This is a genomic window from Pseudomonas sp. ERMR1:02 (assembly GCF_002277815.1).
Classification (GTDB): domain Bacteria; phylum Pseudomonadota; class Gammaproteobacteria; order Pseudomonadales; family Pseudomonadaceae; genus Aquipseudomonas.
In genome coordinates this window covers 1-17,896 of the sequence record NZ_NKJI01000039.1, presented here as the reverse complement: position 1 = coordinate 17,896, position 17,896 = coordinate 1, and the positions used below count along the sequence as shown (strand labels likewise).

Annotated in this window: 17 protein-coding genes and 8 pseudogenes; 17 read left to right on the top strand and 8 right to left on the bottom strand. The window is 55.2% G+C overall.

Translation table 11 applies throughout. The annotated features are described in order from the left end of the window. Nucleotides 1-861: 861 nt before the first annotated feature. From CES87_RS34760 to CES87_RS31575, 3 pseudogenes are all read left to right on the top strand, one after another. Nucleotides 862-1,179 (top strand): annotated as a pseudogene (locus tag CES87_RS34760) (PAS domain-containing protein); the annotation flags it as partial. Nucleotides 1,180-1,379: 200 nt separating this feature from the next. Continuing rightward, nucleotides 1,380-1,505: pseudogene (locus CES87_RS34755) on the top strand (PAS domain-containing protein); the annotation flags it as partial. Continuing rightward, a pseudogene (locus CES87_RS31575) lies at nt 1,479-1,838 on the top strand (methyl-accepting chemotaxis protein); the annotation flags it as partial. The pseudogenes CES87_RS34755 and CES87_RS31575, both read left to right, overlap by 27 nt. Nucleotides 1,839-2,261: 423 nt before the next feature. Here CES87_RS31575 and CES87_RS31570 read toward each other — a convergent pair. The 4 genes and pseudogenes from CES87_RS31570 to CES87_RS31555 all read right to left on the bottom strand — a co-directional run bounded on the left by CES87_RS31570 (nt 2,262) and on the right by CES87_RS31555 (nt 5,623). After that, nucleotides 2,262-3,571: pseudogene (locus CES87_RS31570) on the bottom strand (outer membrane protein transport protein). A gap of 352 nt (nt 3,572-3,923) precedes the next feature. After that, complete coding sequence (locus CES87_RS31565) at nt 3,924-4,313, bottom strand: Crp/Fnr family transcriptional regulator (RefSeq protein WP_178081525.1); 390 nt, start codon at nt 4,311-4,313, stop codon at nt 3,924-3,926. A 20-nt stretch (nt 4,314-4,333) separates the two neighbouring features. Beyond that, nucleotides 4,334-4,600 carry a Crp/Fnr family transcriptional regulator gene (locus CES87_RS31560; protein ID WP_128609332.1) on the bottom strand — a complete coding sequence of 89 codons (267 nt, stop codon included), beginning with the start codon at nt 4,598-4,600 and terminating at the stop codon, nt 4,334-4,336. A 174-nt stretch (nt 4,601-4,774) separates the two neighbouring features. Next, nucleotides 4,775-5,623 carry an SDR family oxidoreductase gene (locus tag CES87_RS31555; RefSeq protein WP_128609330.1) on the bottom strand — a complete coding sequence of 283 codons (849 nt, stop codon included), beginning with the start codon at nt 5,621-5,623 and terminating at the stop codon, nt 4,775-4,777. 329 nt (nt 5,624-5,952) lie between these two features. Between CES87_RS31555 and CES87_RS33950 the strand changes: the two genes are divergently transcribed. From CES87_RS33950 to CES87_RS33910, 9 genes and pseudogenes are all read left to right on the top strand, one after another. Continuing rightward, nucleotides 5,953-6,345 (top strand): hypothetical protein, encoded by a 393-nt coding sequence (locus CES87_RS33950; RefSeq protein WP_256591172.1) that lies wholly within the window; start codon nt 5,953-5,955, stop codon nt 6,343-6,345. Continuing rightward, nucleotides 6,342-6,925, top strand: a pseudogene (locus CES87_RS33940) (enoyl-CoA hydratase/isomerase family protein). Before CES87_RS33950 ends, CES87_RS33940 begins: the two are co-directional and overlap by 4 nt. Further along, on the top strand, nt 6,922-7,395 hold the full coding sequence (locus tag CES87_RS33935; RefSeq protein WP_256591169.1) for an alpha/beta hydrolase: 474 nt from the start codon (nt 6,922-6,924) through the stop codon (nt 7,393-7,395). The pseudogene CES87_RS33940 and the gene CES87_RS33935 overlap by 4 nt, the downstream one beginning before the upstream one ends. Continuing rightward, complete coding sequence (locus CES87_RS33930) at nt 7,392-7,847, top strand: hypothetical protein (RefSeq protein ID WP_256591168.1); 456 nt, start codon at nt 7,392-7,394, stop codon at nt 7,845-7,847. Before CES87_RS33935 ends, CES87_RS33930 begins: the two co-directional genes overlap by 4 nt. 39 nt (nt 7,848-7,886) lie before the next feature. Beyond that, a pseudogene (locus CES87_RS34750) lies at nt 7,887-8,467 on the top strand (class I adenylate-forming enzyme family protein); the annotation flags it as partial. Between the two features lie 113 nt (nt 8,468-8,580). Continuing rightward, on the top strand, nt 8,581-9,345 hold the full coding sequence (locus CES87_RS33925; protein WP_371858291.1) for a class I adenylate-forming enzyme family protein: 765 nt from the start codon (nt 8,581-8,583) through the stop codon (nt 9,343-9,345). Between the two features lie 61 nt (nt 9,346-9,406). Next, on the top strand, nt 9,407-10,012 hold the full coding sequence (locus tag CES87_RS33920; protein ID WP_256591167.1) for an NAD(P)-binding protein: 606 nt from the start codon (nt 9,407-9,409) through the stop codon (nt 10,010-10,012). A gap of 77 nt (nt 10,013-10,089) precedes the next feature. Beyond that, on the top strand, nt 10,090-10,845 hold the full coding sequence (locus tag CES87_RS33915; RefSeq protein WP_256591166.1) for a hypothetical protein: 756 nt from the start codon (nt 10,090-10,092) through the stop codon (nt 10,843-10,845). Next, nucleotides 10,842-11,132: a GMC oxidoreductase gene (locus CES87_RS33910; protein ID WP_256591165.1), complete on the top strand. Its 291-nt coding sequence runs from the start codon at nt 10,842-10,844 to the stop codon at nt 11,130-11,132. Before CES87_RS33915 ends, CES87_RS33910 begins: the two co-directional genes overlap by 4 nt. A gap of 113 nt (nt 11,133-11,245) precedes the next feature. On the opposite strand, the gene CES87_RS31530 is transcribed toward CES87_RS33910, so the two are convergent. Next, entirely contained in the window at nt 11,246-11,929 is a 684-nt protein-coding gene (locus tag CES87_RS31530; RefSeq protein WP_128609328.1) for a TetR/AcrR family transcriptional regulator, read from the bottom strand. Nucleotides 11,930-12,038: 109 nt separating this feature from the next. On the opposite strand from CES87_RS31530, the gene CES87_RS31525 reads away from it, so the two are divergent. The 5 genes and pseudogenes from CES87_RS31525 to CES87_RS31505 form a co-directional block, all read left to right on the top strand. After that, complete coding sequence (locus CES87_RS31525) at nt 12,039-12,521, top strand: hypothetical protein (RefSeq protein WP_256591164.1); 483 nt, start codon at nt 12,039-12,041, stop codon at nt 12,519-12,521. A 91-nt stretch (nt 12,522-12,612) separates the two neighbouring features. Further along, on the top strand, nt 12,613-13,071 hold the full coding sequence (locus tag CES87_RS31520; protein ID WP_128609326.1) for a DUF2147 domain-containing protein: 459 nt from the start codon (nt 12,613-12,615) through the stop codon (nt 13,069-13,071). A gap of 9 nt (nt 13,072-13,080) precedes the next feature. Beyond that, on the top strand, nt 13,081-14,082 hold the full coding sequence (locus CES87_RS31515) for an NADP-dependent oxidoreductase (RefSeq protein WP_128609324.1): 1,002 nt from the start codon (nt 13,081-13,083) through the stop codon (nt 14,080-14,082). A 144-nt stretch (nt 14,083-14,226) separates the two neighbouring features. Beyond that, a complete protein-coding gene (locus CES87_RS31510; RefSeq protein WP_128609323.1) occupies nt 14,227-15,126 on the top strand; it encodes an alpha/beta fold hydrolase in 900 nt (299 codons plus the stop codon). A 55-nt stretch (nt 15,127-15,181) separates the two neighbouring features. Beyond that, a pseudogene (locus CES87_RS31505) lies at nt 15,182-15,400 on the top strand (zinc-binding dehydrogenase); the annotation flags it as partial. Nucleotides 15,401-15,684: 284 nt separating this feature from the next. On the opposite strand, the gene CES87_RS31500 reads toward CES87_RS31505, so the two are convergent. The 3 genes and pseudogenes from CES87_RS31500 to CES87_RS31490 all read right to left on the bottom strand — a co-directional run. Next, a complete protein-coding gene (locus tag CES87_RS31500; protein ID WP_128609322.1) occupies nt 15,685-16,554 on the bottom strand; it encodes an alpha/beta fold hydrolase in 870 nt (289 codons plus the stop codon). A gap of 107 nt (nt 16,555-16,661) precedes the next feature. After that, nucleotides 16,662-17,450: an SDR family oxidoreductase gene (locus CES87_RS31495; protein ID WP_128609320.1), complete on the bottom strand. Its 789-nt coding sequence runs from the start codon at nt 17,448-17,450 to the stop codon at nt 16,662-16,664. A 77-nt stretch (nt 17,451-17,527) separates the two neighbouring features. Beyond that, nucleotides 17,528-17,896 (bottom strand): annotated as a pseudogene (locus tag CES87_RS31490) (alkene reductase); the annotation flags it as partial.

The following is a 17,896-nucleotide window of genomic DNA, read 5'->3' as shown; positions in this document are numbered from 1 at the left end:
GCCGGTTACTTCCGCGAATTCATGGTTTGTTCGCGTGTATCAAAGGCGGATCATCTTCCTTGTTTGAGCATGACGTTGAGCAGTTTTGAAAGCGTGACAGTCAAATTTCGAGGGATGAAAACCTCTGAAATAAATCGATTCAAGATTGGCTAACCGGCTTTGTAGCCTCTAGGTAGTAATAGGATGAATATGAATCTTGGGACGCACCGCAAGGAGAGTCTAGGGTGCAACTAAAGCCTTTGTGTTGTTCCTCTCTCAGGGCTTAGTCTAGAGGTCTCGACCAATAGCGGTAGCCCGTGAACTAGAGGCACAGCTCTGAAAGAGTTGTCGCAGGACAACCCCAGGACCACTCAGTCCACGAAAGCTGGTGGTTTTGGGTTACTAAATTGGATGTTTTGAAGGTTGTCGGAAAACCGGTCGACTACATCTGGTATGTCGACCGCCTGCTTTGGCCGATTTCTGTCGGTCACCACGGACCGGAATTGACCCGAGCAAGCGCTCGCAGGCCGGACTGAATTGGCGTTGGCTGTATGCGAAGAACGGGAGTGGCGGATATGTTTGATTGGAACAAGGCTGCGATAACGCACGAGTGCTTGAGCAACTGGTATCAGGCCTCGAGCGGCAGACACTGGACAATGAACTGCTGGCGAGTGAAAAACACCCACTGGCAAACCGAGCCTCCAAAGCCCTGCTCGGGTTGCATCGTCGAGAGCAAGACTTGGTCGCACAGCTGGCGCAAGCAATCGCTCAGGTAAATGATATGGGCCAGCGAATCGCCGGCCTCGAGCAAAACCAACAACGCGACAGTTCTAGATTGGAACAGCTCAACAATCTGGTCAAGACGGCTTGTGGGAGCTTGAGGTGCAGACACAGGAGCTGACCGATCCGAACAACACGTTCTGGTGCTCCTCGCGCTTTCGCGGCTTGCTTGGCCTGGGACAGGAAGTTGGCATCGGCGACTGGGTCGCGCGAATCAAGACAGAGGGCCGACCAGAGGTCCTGGGCTGGCTAGCTACGTTACTGCGCCAGCAGGGTAGTGGGCGGCGCGAGTTTCGCCTGATTAGGGCCGATGGTAATGAGGCCTGGTTTTGCTGTGTGGCAAGTAGCGTGACTGATAAATCTGGCAAGAAACCGCGCCTGGTGGGGTTGTTGCGGGATATCCAGTTCGAGCGTGAGCAGGAAGAAGAGTTGTTTAAAACACTGACGCGTTTCGAATTGTCTCGCGAACTGCTCAGCGATGGTGTGTGGGACATGGAAATACTCGCGGGTGATCCAATTAATCCGAACAACCGGCTGTGGTGGTCGCAGCAGTTCCGTACCCTACTCGGCTTCGAGAGCGAAGGGACTTTCCTGGCCGTCTCGACAGTTTTACCAACCAGATGCATCCGGATGAGCTTGCCGACAACGTTGAGCAGTTTCTCGCCCACCTCAATGACCGCACGGGTCAGACACCTCTAGACAGGAAATATCGGCTGCGTATGAAAACCGGGGAGTACCGCTGGTTCCGGGCTCGGGCGGAAACCCGTCGGGCAGCCGATGGCAGCCCGCTACGGATCGTCGGCTCACTGGAAGATATTCATGTCCAGCATGAGCAGAAGAATTTGCGTGCAATTCAAGAGGCTCAGCGCCATGACTTGGAAGATAAACTGGCGGAGCTGACAGATATCGTTTCGACCATTCGCAATATCGCAAACCAGACCAACCTGTTGGCGCTAAACGCCGCTATCGAGGCCGCCCGAGCAGGGGAGGCTGGGCGTGGTTTTGCAGTGGTCGCCGACGAGGTGCGTAAATTGGCCACTTTGACCAGTGTCGCCACCCAGAAGGCGGTATCACTTGTAAACCGGCGCGAGTGACTAAATCTCCCAGGCCCGTAATAAACTGAGTAAAAAAGCGCTGCCCACAGCTTTCCGACGTTAGCGGACTTAACCCCATTGTGATTCTGTGCACCATTTTTCCAGTGCGGCTCTACTGACTGACTTAGTCAACCCCGCTGTTATAAGTGGGAGCAATGGTGAGGATCACAACGGCTTGAATATCCTCGGGGGGGACGAAAGTTTTCTGAGCGATTTAGCCAATCCGTTGCATCGACCGGCTGCTCACTGCCTGGCCGACGACATCACCTACGACCATAGGATGGCTTTCGGTAATGTCTGACCTCGTTACTCTTGTGATGGGATCTGGTTTGCACCTGGCGGGTCGGGCGCGGACATGGGCTTGCTCATCACGAGCCAGCCCACGTCAGACGAAGCATTGCGCTGGCCTCAAAAACGATAAGTCAGTTGCGCCTGTAGGCCGTTGGCGCTGTTCTCGTACTTGGCGCTGTACGCTGGCTGGAGTCCGGAAGTGTTGGGCTGACTAACCGAGCTGCGGTTTTCCCACAGGTAGGCGTAGGCGAGGTCGACGGTGAGATCCGCGTTGGGCGAGTAGCCGGCTCCCAGGGTCAGGGCTCGGCGGTTGCCTACGGGAATGCGCACTTCGCGGTCTGAGTTGGTGGTCGGTGACGGATCGTAAGCGAAGCCCCCACGCAGCACCCACTCCTTATCAAGTTGATAGGAGGCACCTACTGCAACCGACAAGGTGTCGTGCCAATTCAGCTCTTCGCCAATGGTGTTGAAGCCTAGTTGCTGACCGAGTGGTGGCACACCCTTATGTTTGCTTCGAGCTTCGGCAGACGACTCCAGCGCGTCCAGGTGGTACCGAGGTAACCGGTCCAGCGCTCGTTGAAGCGATGAGTGAAAGAGGTATCTATCGACTCCGGAAGGGTCGCATCCATCGAGGTCTTGTACTTGCCGTCCAGGCCAAATGCGCCCGGAGAGTCGCTCACTTCAGTGTGACCTTTGAGGTGATAGTCGACCTTGGAGTGGTAAGTGATGCCCCAGGTGGTAGCGTCACTCAGATCGACCATTAACCCAAGGTTGTAGCCGAGCGCGATATCGTCGGCTTTGATAGTGATATGGGTGTCCTTTCCTGCATTCAATGCACCCGTGGCCAGATCGTTCTGTAGCTTGCCGTCAATGCGATTGATGGTGGGGCCCCCGCCGATTGTGACGCGCTCGTTGATGCGATAGGCGAGTGTTGGCTGCAACGTGATCACTTGTACCTTGCTGTAGGTACCGTGATAGCGACCCTGAAAGCCGCTTTCATAATCGTTGATCAGACCCTGGGGAACATAAATGCCCATTCCGAAGGTGAGGTCTTGATTGATCGGCGTAGAGAAGTAACCGAAAGGCACCTTAACCAATGGTACTGAGTCGCCCTTGTTGCTGCCCGAGGCGCTGCTTTGGGCGTCACTGATATTGACCTTGGGACTGACTATCGCAAAACCACCACTGACCTCGGTGCGCTTAAGCTTGCTCAGGCCTGCAGGGTTGCCATAGACAGTGCTGGCATCCAGCGCCGTTGAGGCGCGGCCTGCATAGGCGGTGCCGGCACCGCTGGCGCTTTGCTCATTGAGGGCCAGGCCGTTGGCAACAGCGGTGGTGCAAAGCGCACAGGTGGTCAGTGCGAAAGTGCTTTGGAGAATAATCTTGTTCACTGCTTTTACTCCGAACAGGGCCGCAGCGCGGCTCATCACCACTTTTTGGGCGATCACGTTTCCGTCATGCACAGGTGGAAAACATGGGTAGGGTGATGACGCGTCGGTGGCACGAGGGGAGGCGAAATATTGGCGAGCGTTTGTGCATGCATGAGAGATCTCCGGTAGCGCCTGATTTATTGTTATGACAAGGGCGCTTACGGAGTCGATGGTAGGGCGCGTTATCCGGAGGAAACGTCTTCCAGTTTACGTTGTGTGAGCTATTTTTCATTTCGCTGGTGAGGTTTTGGACCTGACGCCCCCATGCTTTTCACCGTGCGCGCTTAGGGGGCTAGGGGTGTTGCTTGTTGTGACTGGGGTAAACGTTTTCCAGATTACATTGGGTAACCTATCGTTCGCTCGAGCGGTGATGTTCTCGAACGTAACGGTTAAGTCCTGGCAGGTCCTTAATAGTTATCTTGCCGTAGAGCGGTTCTATCAGGCCCAGTCCTCTGAGTTCGTTGACCACTCGATTGACGCTTTGCCGTGTGCTTCCGACCATGAGACCTATATCTACCTGCGAGAGCAGTAAATCGACTCCTTGATCAGAAGGTTTCTGCAGATCACTAAGTTGAGCGAAGCGGGACGCGATTCTTGCCGCGACCGGCAAGGTTAGCAGCTCCTCGATCAACTGAAGTGCTACCCGTAAGCGACGGTTGATCTGGCAGGCGAGCGCCGTTTCGATTTCATGGTGCTGCTCCCGGAGCAGTTTCAGGTCGCCCGCCGACCAGACTCTCAATCTGGTTTCTCCGCGCGTCGTCAGTGTGAGGGGGAGGGCTCATCATCAGTCACCGGAGCATCAGCAACTATATCGCCAGGTCCATAAACGTAGAGCAGTACCTCCTGGCCGTCCTCGGTGAGGATGCATTTGCGGATGGCCCCGGAAACGATCTGAAAAACTTCCGTTACTCGATCGCCGCTTTGATACAGGATCTTCGAATCGGCAACGGTTCTTGGACGAGCGCAACGTAAAATGGAATCCCGCACTTGAGGGCTTAGTTCATCGATCCAGTTGAAGCCTTTCATTTTGTTGGCAGCTCCATCGTTGGCAAGGTGTATCGAAATCTTGGTGGACGGGGAGCACTATTTCCCGATCGGATGGCCCCAGGGACACTAAGTCCACTCATGGGGCCGGGCCTGGTCGGTCGTGTTTTCTGATGTCTCGCCCTGGTTCGTTTTCGAGAGTCGTAAACTCGTCCTTTATCTCGCCATGCGTTGGACTATCCACCGGGTGAGAGCAGGAGGCGCCAGGCGTGTAGCGAACGATAGGAATCCGGCTTGCATGCCGACAGTCCAGTGAGTTTTGTGAATTCGTCGTTTTGTCGTTGCGCAAGTCCATACGGTCGACGCGACGTCTTGCGGTGTGAGCCGAATGCCCAGCGACTTGGCGCTGGGGATGCGGCCGAAGTCGTCAGCCATCGCGGTCTTTACGAAGCTTGGCCAGATGTCGCTCACGCGGATGCCGAACTTTTTCCATTCGAGGTCGAGTCCTTCGGTGAATCCGCGCACGGCGAACTTACTAGCCGAGTAAGTTGCAAGTTCAGGCTGGCCGTAAATTGCGGTGGCTGAGGCCATATTGATGACATGAGAGCAGGACGTCCCTCGTAGGTACTGAAAGGCGCTGTGACAGCCGGTGATCATTCCTTGAACGTTCACGTCAAGCATCGCGTGGTGTTTGGTCAACGGGACGGTTTCAAATTGCCCTGCTGCGAGAATTCCTGCGTTGTTGAACAGTACATCGAGCCGCCGACCGCTTTGCGTCCAGAACTCTGCAAGCACCCGCGCCCATGCCTCAGGATCGCTTACGTCTAGAGTACCGGAGACTGCGTTGCCCTCTCCCAAAGTCGCTGCGACCGCTGCGACACCCTCTGAATCAATATCGTATAGACCCACAAACCAGCCGCGCTGCGCAAACAGCTCAGCGCAGGCACGACCGATTCCGGAGGCCGCGCCTGTAACGAGAATTGCAGGCTTCCATTCTGGAAGAGGGGGTTCGGACGGATTGCTGCCGGCTCGATTGCTCTGCACCACAGTGATACGCGGTTTCATTTATAGGGTTTCCTCAGGTGCTGAATATTCTTGTTTTTAAAAGCCGATGACCTGCACCTTCGGAAGAAATCGCGTTGATAGTTGACGAATTTCGCGCTTTTGCTTGCGCTGAACGTTGTATCCCGCGTCATCGTCATCATCAGGCCACTCGTGCAAGGGATGGGCGTATTGCGACCATACTATAACAGTGTTATGTTTCGCAAATAACAGTGTTATCTGTTTTCAATCGACGGTTGGCACCCTGAGCAGAGCTGATAGCTGCTACGAGGTGGACATCAAAGATGGAGCGCGGATCTGCTCTCCAGGCTTATCACCAGAGGATCCAAGAGATGACGAAGATGCATACGCCGCCTGAGTACCTTGATATGGAGTCCCGTGGCGCTGTGTTGATTGCGCGGCTGGATGGAGGTCTACACGGGCTGATGGGGTTGGACATGGCCAATGAGCTTTCGCAGCTATTGGACAAGCTAGAGTCCGATACCGCGGTAAAAGCTGTGGTGCTCACCGGAACTCATCCTGAGCGTTTCATCGGTCATGCAGACGTTCGTTGGCTGCAGGAAGGTGGAAAGAGTATCCCGTCGGTCGGGCGCACGGCTGCCTCGGCGATCGCTCGAACCGCAAAGACCGTTCGCGGTGTTGCGCCCTTGGCGGCAGCTGCGTCTCTGACACCGCTGGAGGGCGGGATGCAGCTTGACAAGCTGCACGACACTTTTTACGGATGAACCGCAGCGGCGTTATTTTCGTCGCGGCTTTGAATGGGTCCGCGCTGGGCCTTGGCAGCGAACTCGCGCTGGCCTGTGACGTCCGCCTGATGGCAGATGGCGAGTTCTTCATCGGGCAACCAGAAGTGCTTCTAGGAATCCTTCCCGGCGGCGGGGCACTCAGCGATTACCACGGCTGGTCGGTGCCCATCGAGCTCTTATGCTGATGCTCGAAGGCCGACCGGTGTCGCCTCAAAAAGCGCTCGAAATAGGGTATATCGACGAAGTGGTTGCTCCGGATGCGTTGCTTGATCGAGCCATTGAGCTGGCCCGGTATCTGGGCTCCCGACCCAGGGGCGCCATTGAGGCTATCAAGCGGGCTGTGTACTTGGGCGGATCAGCCACCCTTGATGAGGGGTTGCACATGGAGCGCACCGAATTCATCAAGATCTCGCCCTCCGAGACTGCGCAATCGCTAATGGTCGAATACCTTGAGCGCACCGATCGCGACGGTGGCGTGCCGTTCTACAACCCGGCCATTTTCGAGCACACCCTTGAGCAAGGTTCTTTGCCCCTGCAAAACGCAGGAGGCAAGAAATGAATCAAGCGTTGCGACTTCCCTATCGAGTCACTCGCCAGGACATCCGCTTTGACTCGGGCGAAACCTACTGTTCGGCTTGGCTCTACCTGCCGGTCGGGGTAGAGAAACCTCCGATTGTCGTACTCGGTCACGGACTCGGAGCGGTTCGCGAGATGCGTCTGGATGCCTTTTCCGAGCGTTTCGCTGCTGCGGGAATTGCTACATTGGCCTTCACCTACCGTTACTTTGGAGACAGCGGTGGTTGGCCCAGGCAGCTGATGTCGGTGAAGCGACAACTTGTTGATTGGGATGCGGCACTGGACTTCGTCAAAGGCTGCCCGGATGTCGATGGAAGCCGGGTTGCCGTATGGGGAAGCTCGTTGGGGGAGGGCATGCCATCACGGTGGCCAGCCGACATCCTGAGTTACGGGCAGCTATTAGCCAGTGTCCCTTTACCGACGGTCTGGCTGCGGCAGCCGCACTGGGTGTGAAGGGGTCGCTGCAGGTTACCCCGGTCCTCCTGCGTGACTTTGCAGCCAAACTGCTGGGTCGCCCGCCAGTGATGGTGCCAATCGCTGCCGCTCCCGGTAAGCCAGCATTGATGAATGCCCATGACGCCCTGCCGGGTTATCTGGCCCTGATGCCAGAGGGGATGGTGTTCATCAATCACGTCGCAGCGCGGGTGCTCCCGGAGATCATTGCGTATCGACCCGGACGCTCCGCCGCGAAGGTGAAGTTCCCCATTCTATTTTGTGTCAGCACTACTGACACCGTGACGCCTGCAGATCAGACGATCGCCTTGGTGCGCAGAGCGCCGCATGGAGAGACGAGGCTCTATAGCGCTGGGCATTTCGAGTTCTACATGGGCGATGCGTTCGAAGAGCTGGTGGCGGATCAGACCCAATTTCTGACGAAACATCTACTTGGCTCTTCAGCCAACTGATTCGAGCGTTTCAGTCACTTTTCAGAGAGAACAACAATAATGTGCTTTTCCAGGCTTTCAGATTTACGCACGGCGTCAGAGCCCGATGCTCTGTGTATCGCTGACGACAACAGCAACCTGACTAACCGGCAGTTTCATTCCAGAATCCTCGCCGCGGCGGGAGTCTTCGCGAATATGGGTGTAGGCGTCGGAGATGTCGTCGCCATCATGTTGCCCAACCAGGTCGAATTTGTGGTGGCGATGTTCGCCGCCTGGCGTCTGGGGCGGCGATCACGCCTATTAATCCTGCGTTTACCAGTAAGGAAGCAACCCATCAACTGGTTGATTCAAAGGCGAAGCTGCTCATCAATACCAGTGGCGAAGCTGTGGTCGAAAGTGTGCAATCCCTGCCAGTGGCCGATCTGGAAACGGGGGCGCCCTACACAGGTATACCGTTTGCAGAGCTTGCCGCACTAGCTCTGCTGATCTACACAAGTGGCACTACCGGCTTGCCGAAGGGCGTGATGCTTGATCACGCCAATATTGAAGCCATGTCGCAAATGGGCCGACATTCACTAAAGGTCACGGCAGCGGACCATTGTTTATTGATACTGCCTCTATTTCACGTAAACGGCATTTTGGTGAGTACCCTTATTCCGTTATTAAGCGGTGGCCGGGTGACGATCAGGAAGCGCTTTAACATCGATACATTTTTGAGAATGTCGAGTGGATTCGGCCCACATACTTCTCCGCAGTGCCAACCATCTACGCAATGCTTAACGCATTACCCCGTGAGATCAAACCCTATACCTCCAGTCTTCGGTATGGCATCTGCGGCGCGGCACCTGCATCGGCGGAACTACTTAAAAAATTTGAAGCTCGTTTCGGTTTTCCGCTGCTTGAGGGGTATGGGCTGTCCGAAGGCACTTGTGCTTCGACCATCAACCCCTTTGACGGCCGGCGCAAGGTCGGTACTGTCGGGCTGCCCTTCATCGGGCAACACATTGCAATCGCCGATCCGAGCGGTTTGCATCTGCCGCAAGGCGCCATTGGTGAGGTGCTGGTGAAAGGCCCGAACGTCATGCGCGGATACCTTGGGAAACCGGAGGAAACCGCGAAGACCATCGTTGGTGGCTGGTTGCACACCGGCGACATTGGGCGAATCGACGAGGACGGTTATCTGGCTATCGTCGGGCGCCTTAAAGAGATGATCATTCGCGGTGGCGAGAACATCTATCCGAAGGAGATCGAAGATGCGTTGTTCGAATTTCCAGGCGTTCTCGAAGCAGCAGTGATCGGTGCTCCCCACGAGACACTCGGTGAAATTGTTGTTGCCTATGTCGCGTTTCGTTCGGGGTTCGCGGGTACCCAACAGAGCTTGAATGAGCACTGTACCGACCGGCTGACGCGTTACAAAAGACCTTCCACGATCAACATCATCGACAGCTTGCCGAAGAACGCCTTGGGCAAGGTCGACAAGCTGTGGCTGCGCAAGATGTGGACCGAGTGGGTCGATTGAAGGGTAATTCCCTGATGGACATTAGACGGCAAAGCACCTGGCACGTAGAAGGGGACACACTATGAAAAACACCGACTTCGACTGGCTGGTGATCGGATCGGGATTTGGCGGCAGCGTCTCGGCTCTGCGCCTCGTGGAGAAAGGCTATCGAGTGGCGGTGCTTGAGCGCGGCCGCCGTTATCGTGACGAAGACCTTCCCAAGTCGGCTTGGCAGTTCAACAAGTACCTGTGGGCACCCGCACTGGGTTTGAAGGGCATCATGCGCATGTCGCTGTTTCGCCATGTCTTTTTCCCCAGCCAATCGGGGGTCGGTGGCGGGAGCACCGTGTATGGCGGTGTGTTGTATCGCGCCAAGCCAGAGTTCTTCGAAAACGTGCAGTGGCGCGAGCTCGGTCACTGGGCCAGGCTGTTGCAGCCTCACTACGATACGGCCGAGCGCATGCTTGGGGTAAAGACGGTGCCTTTCGATTCGACGAACCAGCAACTGGCCCGAGAGATGGCGCAACACTTCGGAACCGAAAACACATTCACTCGCGCACCCACTGGTGTCTTTTTGGCGAGCCGGGCAAGACTGTCAAGGACCCCTATTTTGGTGGGGAAGGACCTGACCGCACGGGGTGTATACGCTGCGGCGCCTGTATGGTCGGATGCCGCGTCGGTGCTGTGAACTCGCTGGTAAAAAACTACCTTTGGTTCGCAGAGAAACGCGGCGTGCAGATAGTGGCAGAGCACGAGGTCGTTGACGTGAGGCCACTCGGGGCCGCCGATGGCAGTGAAGGCTACCGTGTGACCACACAGCGTCCCGGCGCCTGGTTCTTCCGTGATCGTCAGACGTATACCGCTCACGGAATCATCTTCGCCGGCGGGGCTCTCGGTACCAACGAATTATTGGCCAACTGCAAGCACGGTGGCTCGCTGCCCCGGATCAGCAATCGTCTTGGTGAATTGGTGCGCACCAACAGCGAATCGGTTCTGAACGTGCGCCTGCCCGAAGACCGTAAAACCTGGAACGATGTCACTGCCAGCAGCAGTGTGCACGTCGATCAGGATACTCACATCGAGTTTCTCACCTACGGTCGCAACGCCGACTTCCTTAGCCTTCTCTGTACTCTGCTGGTCGGCAAGGGTGGCCGCGTGACGCGGCCGCTGAAGTGGCTGGGGAATATCGTGTTGCACCCGGTGCGATGGCTCAAGTCACTGTGGCCATGGGGCTGGAGCCGACACATGGTGATGCTGCTCGTAATGCAGGCTTTGGACAATGCGATCGCACTCCGCCCCAGCAAGCGTTGGCTGGGCCGTGGCTACCGCCTCGTCACAGAACAGAATCGCGAGAAGCCAAATCCGACGTACATCGAAATGGGTAATCAGGCCGCTCAATGGCTGGCCAGGCATACCGGCGGCATAGCTCAGAGTAACGTTATGGAAGCACTGGGTAATATCCAACAACAGCTCATGTACTGGGCGGCGCCGTTATCGGTGCCAATGCTAAAAGCGGTGTGATTGATCAGAACCTGCACGTTTTTGGTTATCAAAATATGTTGGTTTGTGACGGCGCTGCGATGCCTGCAAATCCCGGGGTTAATCCTGCACTGACCATCACGGCGCTTGCCGAATACGCAATGGCGCAGATACCGGAGGCCCGTCAGGGTAATAACAAAGGTATTCATGGACGAGGTGAAGCGGGAACTACGAGGCAGCCCGATGTCGCGCCCAGCCATCCAGATGATCCGCGTGCGGCCTCGATACAGATTCCGCACCTGCTCCGCAAAAATGAGCATTCATCATGACCGGTCGCTTTTCTAATGAGCGAACCGGTTGACCCTCATCTGAATATGCTGACCGGCTGAGTACATGAACTGAAGTACCGTTCGCACCGCGCTACTGCATGGTTGCGCGGCTTTCAAGCTCCTGGCGTGCTTGCCCATCTTGCAATTACGCCAGCAGTGGAAGATTCCACGCTTTGGCGCTTCGCTCCAAAGCCGACAACAATGTTGTTGCACGTCGCTACCAGGATCTCCGAGGCAGGATTGGCTATGCTCGCAAAGTGACCGGCGAGCTCGAGCATGATGAATCCATGCGCAGCACTCCATAGCTGTGGTGCGATGAGAGCAGGATCGATTTTACGGACGCATTTCGCATCAACCAAGCGAGCGCACGCATCGACCAGAATCGCGTATGTCGCCTTGAACGCTTCGGATTGTCCATCTGCAATGGGTGTCATGGCACCTCGTGAGGGGCTATACCTCCCGTCAATCGAAAGGCCAAACATCAAGTCGTACAGATGAGGATTGCTTCGTGCCAGGTCTCGGCACGCCAGGACCATTGCACATAAGTCGGCTATCGGATCATCCGTAACCGGCACGCGCTTGAAGGCCGTTGCCAGCCGCTTGAATCCTTCGTCAGCGACTGCCTGTAGAAGCTCAGGCACACCACCGAAGTGAGTATAAACCCCCATCGTCGAGAGGCCGGCTTCACTCGATACCGAGCGGGCTTTGACTTCAGATGGGCCGCTAGTTGCAAGCACGCGGATGGTCGCCTCAACAAGGCGAGAGGGGGCATTAGGGAGTGAGTTTTCAGAGGTCATATTGCAATAGTGCCATAACGGAGTTATGTTTATCAAATAACAATGTTATTTTTCCGGCGCTTGGAGAGCTAGCGGGACTGATGGTGAATCGAGGCCAAGGGATTCAGGCGTGAATCTGGAAAACGGTAAAGCGCGAAGGGTGGCACGCCTGGTCTATCCACAACGAAAAACAATACTTCAGGATCTTCCAATGCAAGTTAACTTCAGAAATCTCGCCATCCTTTCAGCATTCCTGTTCTTTGCTCTGGCCTTCACCTGGACGTTTGCACCCGGTTTTTTGCTGGCAAGCTGGGGCGTGGATTTCAATGAGTCCACCGGGGTAGTCGGACGTCGGGGGGCTGCGTTGTATGCGGGGATAGGAGTCATGTTTTTTTCTGCAAGAAATACGGGGCCGTCCTTGGCCCGCTCATCGTTGATCACAGGGTTGGTCGTGACCTGCTTGATACTCGCCGTCCTTGGCGTATTTGAACTTGCCATGGGTAATGTGGGCTTTGGGATCTTGTCCGCCGTTCTTATCGAAGTCGCGCTCGTCTTTGCGTTCCTTTACGTCTTACGTGGCTCAAAAAACGGTTTTTTAAAACCGAATGAGTAATCCGGTAGCCATGAGCCCCAAGCCTATTTCACAACCCGCAAATGGCATCAAGCCATTAATTAAAAGCCTCTCGATGATGAGGAATCAGGTAATGCGTAATCTGAACAAAGCAGGTGTATTCGGACTTACCCTGGCAGCAGCAGTCATGTCATCTGCACTTTGGGCAGACGATAACTCGCCCGTTGGGCTGTGGCAGAACATAGACGACGTCAGTGGGAAGCCTAGGGCGTTGATTCGAATCACCGAACCCGAGGGCGTTCTGAAAGGCGTTATCGAAAAAGCGTTTCCTACCCTCGGCGAATCTCAGAATCCGAAGTGCGTGAAATGTGAGGGCGTGAACAAGAACGCGCCGATTGTTGGCCTAACCATTCTGACCGGTTTGAGAAAGGACGGCGAAGAATACACCGATGGCCAAATCCTCGATCCGGACAACGGTAAGGTCTATAGCAGTAAAGCGACGCTGTCCGACGAGGGCAAAAAACTCAACGTTCGCGGCTACATCGGTCTGCCAGTGCTGGGACGTTCACAGACCTGGATACGCCAGGAATAAGGACGCACGATGAAAGCATTCATTATCGATCGCTATGGAAAAAAAGTTGCGCTACGGGCGACTGAAATGCCCGAGCCAGAATTGGGCAAAGATGACGTTTTAGTCCAGATCCATGCTGCGGGTGTAAACCCTCTGGATTTAAAAATCAGGGACGGCGAGTTCAAGATGATTTTGCCTTACCGCATGCCGCTCATACTGGGTAACGATTTAGCCGGGGTCGTCGTAAGGGTTGGCTCACGAGTGCAGCAGTTCAAGCCCGGCGATGAAGTCTATGCACGGCCAGATGATGATCGAATCGGTGCATTCGCAGAATTCATTGCGATCAAACAAGGCTCGTTGGCGATCAAGCCGAAAGGTCTCACCATGGAACAAGCAGCGTCGATCCCTCTGGTTGGCTTGACGGCCTGGCAGGCGCTAGTCGAAAAAGCGGACCTGAAGAAAGGCCAAAAGGTGCTGATTCATGCGGGCTCTGGTGGTGTTGGAACGCTGGCCATTCAGTTGGCCAAGCACTTGGGGGCAATCGTCGCCACGACCACGAGCACGGCGAATGTCGAGTGGGTGAAAGGCCTTGGTGCGGATGTCGTAATCGATTACCGCAAAGACGATTTCGAAAAAGTCCTGCACGATTACGATGTGGTCTTGAACAGCCTGGGCACAGAGACACTGGAGAAATCGCTACGTGTGCTAAAGCCTGGTGGAAAGCTCATCTCAATTTCTGGGCCACCGGATGCTGACTTTGCGAAAAGCGCTGGATTGTCCGGGTTCCTGAAACTGGTCATGCGTCTGTTGAGTTATGGGATCAGGAAAAAAGCCAAACGTCGGGGCGTCAGTTATTCATTCCTTTACATGAAAGCAAGCGGTGAGCAATTGCGTGAGATCACCGCACTCATCGATTCTGAGGTCATACACCCGGTTGTGGACCGGATCTTTCCATTCGAATCGACCCCGGATGCTTTGGCTTATGTGGAAACAGGTCGGGCGAAAGGCAAGGTCATCGTTAAGGTTAAATAACGTCGAAGATCGCTGAAACTCGACCGTCGACTATAAGGAGCGGAACTCGCGCGGGTGGGTGATGCTTGATAAAGGGTCGCTGCTTCGATGGGAGGTGATTCAAAGAGACGGGCTTTGAGCATTCTTTGTGTGGAAGGAGGACTTATGTTTGAAGGCTTCAAGCGTCATCAGATCAAAGTAGGCGAAGTTGAAATCGCCTGTGTCGTTGCAGGTGAAGGCGAACCTGTGCTGATGCTGCACGGCTTTCCACAGACCATGGCAGTCTGGGCGCGGATTGCACCAGCGTTGGTCGCGCAGGGCCGTCGGGTTGTTTGCGCTGATTTGCGCGGATATGGCGCGTCGGGTAAACCCCCGGCCCAGGCAAGCTTGTTGAACTATGGGTTCCGGGCGATGGCTTTGGATCAGTTGGCACTTATGCATGCACTCGGGCATGAAAGGTTTCATCTCGTAGGCCACGACCGTGGCGCTCGGACTGCGCATCGTTTGGCGCTCGACCATCCTGGCTCGGTAGCCAGCGTAACGCTGATGGACGTTGTGCCAACGACGGTGCTGTTGACCGATCTGCGCAAGGAAGTCGCACAAAGCTACTGGCACTGGTTCTTTTTGGCCCAGCCGGGCCCCTTTCCCGAGCGAATGATCCAGGCTGATCCTGATTTCTTCTTCGAGAGCTGTCTTTTCGGATGGGGGGCTGCGGGGCCTGAGGACTTCAATGCAGAGCAACTGTCGGCGTACCGGCAATCATGGCGAGATCCAATGACCATTGCCGGCTACTGCAACGACTATCGCGCTACGCTGGCGGTCGATTTCTCGGACGACTTGATTGATCAAGGAAGACGTATTGCGGCCCCTGCTTTGATTCTTTACGGTGCGTCAGGAGCAATGGCGCGACACTACAACATTCCCGCCACCTGGTCTGAACGTTGTACGACCATAGAAGCTGCCGCAATTCCAGGCGGTCATTTCTTTCCCGACTCCGCGCCGGACGAGGTGGTAAGGCGTTTGGATACTTTCCTGGCACGACATCCGCTTCACGCTCTGCCATAGGCCTATTGAACGACGCTTCAAATATCACTCGCTTGTATTCGAGTCAAAAGGCGATACGACCACCAGCACGGGCAACGTGGAACTGGTACGCAGTCTTGGTGCAGATGAGGTGGTCGATTACAAGGAGGAGGAATTCGAGAGTGTCTTGCGTGATTGTGACGTGGTGCTCGGTACTCTCAGAGGTGACGCAATTGAGAAGTCGATCAACATTCTCAAGCCGGGAGCCGCCATTGTCTCCCTCATCGGTCCGCTGGACGCAGCGTTCGCTCGCGCCAACCTGGCACGAATGCTCCCCGTCATTTCATTAGCGAGTTGGTTTTCTACTGTTCCAACATCAAGCCGCGCCAGATGATTGTTGATGGGGCGATGAGAACAGTAGAAGGCCGCAACTTAATTAAGGCTGGTGTTTTTTTAGCGCAGGCTCACATTCACTCATCAGCCATTCCTGAATATTCTCTGCTTAAGTTAAATAATAAGGTCCGAAGTTGACATACACACCATCGAAGTGGAGAAACTTTCTTAAGATTGCGCGTACTCAGTGGCGTGTTGAACTCGTCCTCACGCATCCAGAAATAACAGTGCTTTGGCCACAAAATCAGCGTGATGCTGGAAGATTCCGCCATGCCCTGCGTCTTGATAAATGATCAATTGCGAATTTTGGATTCGATTCGCCAAGTCAGTAGAGTTCCTGGTGGGTACCATGATGTCGTTGTCGCCGTTTACGATCAGCGTCGGGATCCGGATATGGCTGAGATTTTGTGGGGCTTGTTTGCCCCATGCGATGATTGCTTTGAGCTGCTGAAAGAACGCTGAGGGTGTCGGGCCTTTGTCTCTGTCCCTTTTACGTTCCTTTAGACGCTTCAAGAAGTCTTTAGCGGCTTGCTGACCATTGGATGTCGAGGTGAAGAAAAGGTAGGACTTCGGATCCTTTAGCGTCAGAAAGCCCTTTATCATCAATGGCCATGATACTGACCAGACCCTTTCGATACCCTCGCCACCGGAGGGGCCGGTCCCGGTCAGGATGAGCTTGCGTACCAAGCGTGGGGATTTTAGAGCTATATCCTGTGCCACGAACCCTCCCAGCGAGAAACCGAGCAGATCGACCTCTTCGAAGCCTAATGCACGAATCACACTGATCGCATCGTTTGCCATTTCACCAACGGTCGCTGGAGCCGTCCCACCCGATGCGCCGATTCCACGGTAGTCAGTGGTGATTACACGCCGCGCCTTCGCGAGACCGTCGATGATCCTCGGGTCGAAGTTGTCTAGAACTGCACCCCAGTGATTCAACAGAATGAGCGGGACGGTTCCCCGAGGACCTACGTCACGGTAAGCGAAGGCCGTGCCGTTAACGTAAATCTGCTTATTCGCTGCCTTTACAAACGGCACTTGCGATTCAAGGTCGGGTTTTATATTTGAAATAGTCATGTTTACTCCGTGCTCGCAGTGAAAATCGGAGGCTTCACTCGATGTACTGCAGTTGCTATGCCGCGAGCTCAACCCCCGAATAGCGTGCCGCCGTTGCTACCAGATGATTACGCTTGGCTCTGATATCGCTCGGCAACACGTGACTGCCGGATCTGGGAGAGCAGGCCTTGACGGGCCGCTTGCAGAACATCCCAGCGTTCAGCCTCATGCAATGGCGGAATGGTCACAGGTTCGCGACGATCAAACCCGACCAGCGCTGCATCGACCAGATCATCCACTTCCATGATTTCGTTCAGGGTATTGATGTCGATTCCCGCGCGCTCCCAGATTTCCGTGCGGGTAGCAGCAGGCAGTACGGCTTGCACATAGACACCCTTGGGAGAAAGCTCAAGGCTCATTCCCTGTGATAGAAACAGCACGAAAGCCTTGGTTGCACCGTAGACCGTCATACCAAACTCAGGTGCCAGGCCAACGACTGAACCGACATTGACGATCGCGCCGTCACCGGCCTGGGCCAGGCGTGGGGCTATAGCGCTCGCGAGTCGTACCAATGCGGTCGTGTTGAGTGATACGAGGTGGGCGGCGCTGTCGGGCGTCTGCTCGATAAAGTTGCCGGTTTGAGCTGCGCCTGCATTGTTAATCAGGATCTTAATACTCCTGTCTTCACGCAGGCGTGCCTCGACTGTCCTCAAATCGCTGATTTGGGTGAGGTCGGCCTTAAGAACGTCAATAGCGACGTTGTGTTCGCTGCGCAGCCTGGCTGCCAACGCTTCTAGCCGGATATTGTCACGGGCTACCAGTACAAGATTGTGTCCGCGTTGCGCAAAGCGCTCGGCATAAACAGCGCCAATGCCGGTGGAGGCGCCAGTGATCAGAACAGTTGTGGGCGTGCTCATGGTGTCATTCTCTTCTTCAAATCGAGGGTTAAACGTTTCATACGCGGTGATTGGCGTACGCGCTTATCCGTGAATTTTCAGCCCTTTTGGGCATTGGATTCAGCAAACGTTGGATAGTCGGTGTAACCCGCTGCGCCGCTGCCAAATAGGGTTGCGGGATTAAATGCCGACAAAGGAGCGCCGGTTTTTAGTCGGTCCACCAAATCCGGGTTGCCAATGAAGGGGCGTCCGAAAGCGATCAAATCGGCCTTGTCTTCGATGAGCTGCGAGGTGGCCAGAGTGAGGTCGTAGCCGTTATTGCCGATGTAGATGTTTTTGAAGCGCTTGCGCAAGGCGCCGAAGTCGAAGGGGGCAACATCGCGTGGCCCGCCAGCAACGCCTTCGACGACATGGAGGTAAACGATGTTCATGGCATTAAGCTGGTCGACAATGTAGTCGAACTGAGC